We start from the raw sequence: 4407 nt of genomic DNA on the forward strand, positions 1-4407 counted from the left end.
CGATCCATTAACAGGATGATACCGGATACCAAGTTGGAAATAACTTTTTGAAGGCCAAAGCCGATACCAACACCAAGGGCGCCACCAAAAAGTGCAAAGGCCGAGAGATCTATGCCGACTGTTTTTAGGCCAACAATAACTGCAAGACCAATAAAAGTAACTTTTAATAATTTGCCAAGAAGGACCTGAACGGAAGGTGTTAATTCTGGTACGGCTTTTACGCGGCGTTCCAATAGAGAGCTAAAGGCAATTGCGGCCCAAAGTAACACGGCGAGCGAAATAACGCCTTTTAGTACCATGAGGACTGATATACGTAAGCCCCCCACGTCTAGCGCAGCTGCGTCTAGAATTTCTTCTGTAAAATCAAGAAGCCCTAAGATGTTTAGGGCGGCGACTGACCAAATGAAAAGAGAGACCAGCCGTGCGACGATACGTGTTTTGATGAGACTTGTCGTGAGGTTAATAATGACCCAGGCTAACGTCAAACTGGCGACCGTATTGATCAGGAACCTGGTGCGGACAGGCATTTCTAGCTGGATCAAGGCACCAAGTGTGATCCAGAGCATTAACAAGAATACAACCCAGGGAATCATAGGCAGTAGGTTGGTGAGGATCAGCCTTAGAGCTTGTGGTGTTTTGGATAGTTGCTTCCACTCACTGGCTATCGGGCGTAACTTCTTACCGAGATAACGGCTGAGCGGAAGAAGGATAAGGAGGAATCCCAGTTGGAAAATGACCGGCCAGCTCAAGAGATTTTGTCCCAACCAGCTGGTAATTTGTTCCATCCAGCTGGTAATTTCTTCGTGGCTTGGGAGCATTAAAAAATCCAACCTTAACCTCCTGATTTTACCTCACTAAAGGCGTGCATAGTTTTGACGCTATTTTTTGTGCTTGCTTCTTTTTGGTACCCTGTATCACAAGTTTAGCAATTTTATCCTATGGCGAACAGACTCTGTTTGTTGGGAGGGCAAGGAGTCTCGAAGTGCGTCAATTTGGCAGCATTAAATTATCTATCTGATATCATTTAGATAATTATTTGACGCCTGGGATTTAAGCGAGTTGATTTCATTAATTTAGTTGTTGATTTTGAGAAATGCTATACATTAAATTTAATTATTAAGGATTTAATGGAAAGTTATTCTCAAAATGAAAATATCTAACAAGCAAAAAGAAGCAAATAAAGCGAAGTTGATTGCTGTTGCGGTGGATCTGTTTTCCGAGCATGGCTTTCACAATGTTTCAATGAAGCAGATCTCCAAGGCAGCAGAAATGGGAGATTCAACAATTTACAAGTATTTCCCGAGCAAGGATAAATTTTTGTTGGCTTATCATGAGTCTGTTTTGAATAGCGTTATGCAGCTTGTGGATGAAACGGACGATTTTCCTGAATTCACTCTCGAAGAGAAACTTCAATTTTTTATCTATAATTATCTAGATATCCTTATCGAAAATCGTGAGTTTGTTGCTGAAAGTATTGAGATTTTACGTGAGTCTCCGGCTTTTTTAATGCAGCGTGAGTTCCCGGCAAGCAAAGCCCTGAAAAAAGAAATCATTCAAATTCTTGAACATTCGGTGGAAAATGGTGAGATCCCGGATGTTCCTTTTGAAAGTGCCGTAGCGCATCTGATGGTTGATGCTTTATTGGGAATAGTTCTCTATTGGCTACAGGATGAAAGTGAAGAATTCACCCAGACAACTCAATTTGTAGAGGTTTCGACAAATTTCTTTGCCACAGTATTAAAAAGTGGCGTGCTTGGTAAGGGTGTTGATCTGGTTAGCTTTATGATCAAAAGCCAGATGATGCGGTTTCTAGAAAATGGTCAGGGTTTTTCGAGCCTAATGAAAGGCTTGGGCGCTATGGCCAATAAAGGCGCGGGCAAAGGAGGCTGGAAACATGGGGGGTAAGGGATCAATCGCAACCAGAAAACTGCACCGTTCGGCAACAATTGGATTAACCGCAACCAAGGTTGGCTTACGACATCTGGGGCATGTGGGTAAGAAAAAATTTACCGTGGGACATTCCTCTCCGGAACAGGATGAAGATGCTCGTATCAAACACGAAGAAGATATCGGGAAAACGCTTTTCAAGGCTTTGAACCAACTTAAAGGAACAGCGTTAAAGGCCTCACAAATTCTCAGCATGGAAGCGGATATTCTTCCGGAAGGTATTCGACGGGAGTTATCAAAAGCTTGCTATAAAGCAACGCCCTTAAACCGGGCTTTGGTTGACAAGGTGTTTCGGGATCAATTTGGTAAAAGTCCGGGCAAAATTTTTGATGATTTTAACTCGTCGGCGTTTGCTGCAGCAAGTCTGGGACAGGTTCACAAAGCAAAACTTGGATCGGGAGAGGATGTTGCCGTTAAGGTTCAGTACCCTGGAATTGCGGCATCGATTAAAAGCGATGTGAAAATGCTCGGTGGGTTGCTGACAGTTTTTTCTGCCTCTACTGATTTGATGCCAGATAAAAACATTATCGACACTGTTCTCGATGAAATCACTATTCAGTTGCATCGGGAAGTTGATTATTTCCAAGAGGCCGAAAGCCTGAAGTGGTTTAAAAAAAGAATAAAGAACGAGAAGATCGTCGTTCCGGAAACTTATGATGATTATAGTTCTGAACGTATTTTGACAACAGAACTGTTAACAGGATTTCATTTGGATGAATGGTTGGCAACCAATCCTTCACAAGACGAGAAAAATGCATATGGTCAGCTCTTATTTGATTTTTTCTTCGACAGTTTTTTTGAACTAGGTTTTGTGCACGCAGATCCACATCCGGGTAATTTTCTCTTCATGAAAAACGGCAAATTAGGGTTGTTGGACTTTGGGTGTGTTCGAAAAATGGATAGAGAATTTACCAAAACCATATCCGATTACTACAAATTCCTTATTCATCACCATACTGTTGAGCCAGATTATGAAAGACTAAGACATTTCTATGAAGATCTGGAACTCAGTAAGGATGATATGAGTAATGATGAATTTCGTTCGATCTTGCAACCTCAACTAGATGTCATACAAAAATGGATGATTGAGCCTTATCTTGAAGAGGAATTTGATTTTACCAACCGGGAATGGCCAGAAATGAAGATGGCCGACACCCGAAAAATAACACCATTCATGAAAGAGATTAATAGAAACCTATTATATTTTGACCGAACCTATCGTGGGATGATTTTGTTGTTGAGTAAGTTGGGAGCAACAGTAAGAACCGGAAACAAGTGGATCGGAGTGTGATAATGCCGATGACGATGAGGGGACATAAAGATCTGCTTGAGGAAAGATCGTCGCATGAGAGACTGTTTTGCTACTTTATTGAACAGCGATGGGTTGGTAGATGGGTTATGGGGGTATCCATAACCCATCTTGTTTTTACCTTTCTTATGTTTCCAACCTAGGTGGCCTTTATCTTTACGAGGGGTTTCTTTGATACGGGCGTTGCGAACGCTGAGGTAGGAAACACCGTTTGGTTCTTTTTCTTTGGAATCCCGCTTTTTCTTGTTGGGTATATGATTGATCGTGACGAAAAGAAAACAGTGATGCCGCCTTTTCAAGAGGTTATCCTCGTTTCTTTGGTATGTATGACGGCGTTGGGATTATTGTTGATACCCGCGTCAGGATTTTGGTTCATGATTCCCGCAATATTCGGGTTTTATCTGAAGAATAAATCAGCAAATGACAACTGGAATTAACCCTCCCTCTGGGATGGGTGAGAGGTCATTCTGACGGGGTAAATTTCTAAGGCCCATCTGTGGAGAAGGTAATGGGATGACTTTGAAAGGCTGCGCCATGTGTTTGCGATGTAGAAACGTGGAAATGCAGATGAGGTCCCGTGGAATAGCCTGTGTTCCCTGAATAGGCGATAAGCTGACCTCTATCGACCTTATCACCTATTTGGACAACAACACCGTCTTTCTTAAGGTGCAGATACTGCCCTATTGACCCATCAGGATGTTGGATCCAGAGATAATTTTCTTCGCTTTTGTATTTATTCGAAACGCCCCCACGGGATGAATCTTCCCTGAGTGAAATGACAATCCCTTCGCGTGCCGCCAAAATTTCTGATCCCACAGGCATTGCCCAATCAATGGCAAAGCTATTTGGCCCAGTGTGAGAAAATGCCCCATTAGGCCCTTGAGAAACGGGATAGGATTTGGCTTTTGGAAAAGGGAGTTGGTAAAGCGCGTGGTCATCATGTTTTGCGTCTCCAGTGTCTGGATGTAGCTGTGATGTCCAGTTGTAACGCCACTCACCATGGCTTTTTGCCTTTATCGTGAGAATGCTTTTAATTTCATCTGGGTCAAGTCGCACGTTCTCTGTTTTTTTTGTAGGTATTACATTATGCCCCGTCATTTGTAGCGATATGCGCATAGGAAAAGCATAGTTGTTTTGGGCACTAATCTGGG

General features: G+C 42.6%; 4 protein-coding genes and 1 pseudogene. 3 read left to right on the forward strand and 2 right to left on the reverse strand.

Features of this window, described 5'->3' with window-relative positions; translation table 11 throughout:
• A pseudogene (locus tag Q0241_RS12910) lies at positions 1-818 on the reverse strand (mechanosensitive ion channel domain-containing protein); the annotation flags it as partial.
• 328 nt (positions 819-1146) lie between these two features.
• Between Q0241_RS12910 and Q0241_RS12915 the strand changes: the two are divergent.
• The 3 genes from Q0241_RS12915 (at position 1147) to Q0241_RS22590 (ending at position 3693) form a co-directional block, all read left to right on the forward strand.
• Positions 1147-1905 (forward strand): TetR family transcriptional regulator, encoded by a 759-nt coding sequence (locus tag Q0241_RS12915; protein ID WP_299378089.1) that lies wholly within the window; start codon positions 1147-1149, stop codon positions 1903-1905.
• Positions 1895-3238, forward strand: a complete 1344-nt coding sequence (locus Q0241_RS12920; RefSeq protein WP_299378091.1) for an AarF/ABC1/UbiB kinase family protein — start codon at positions 1895-1897, stop codon at positions 3236-3238. The genes Q0241_RS12915 and Q0241_RS12920 overlap by 11 nt, the downstream gene beginning before the upstream one ends.
• A 161-nt stretch (positions 3239-3399) precedes the next feature.
• Entirely contained in the window at positions 3400-3693 is a 294-nt protein-coding gene (locus tag Q0241_RS22590; protein WP_366941181.1) for a DUF6463 family protein, read from the forward strand.
• Between the two features lie 46 nt (positions 3694-3739).
• Here Q0241_RS22590 and Q0241_RS12925 read toward each other — a convergent pair.
• Positions 3740-4407 (reverse strand): M23 family metallopeptidase (locus Q0241_RS12925; RefSeq protein WP_299378093.1); only part of this gene is annotated, 668 nt, incomplete at its 5' end.

The sequence above is a fragment of the uncultured Kiloniella sp. genome, assembly GCF_937128705.1.
In the GTDB taxonomy this organism is placed as follows: domain Bacteria; phylum Pseudomonadota; class Alphaproteobacteria; order Kiloniellales; family Kiloniellaceae; genus Kiloniella.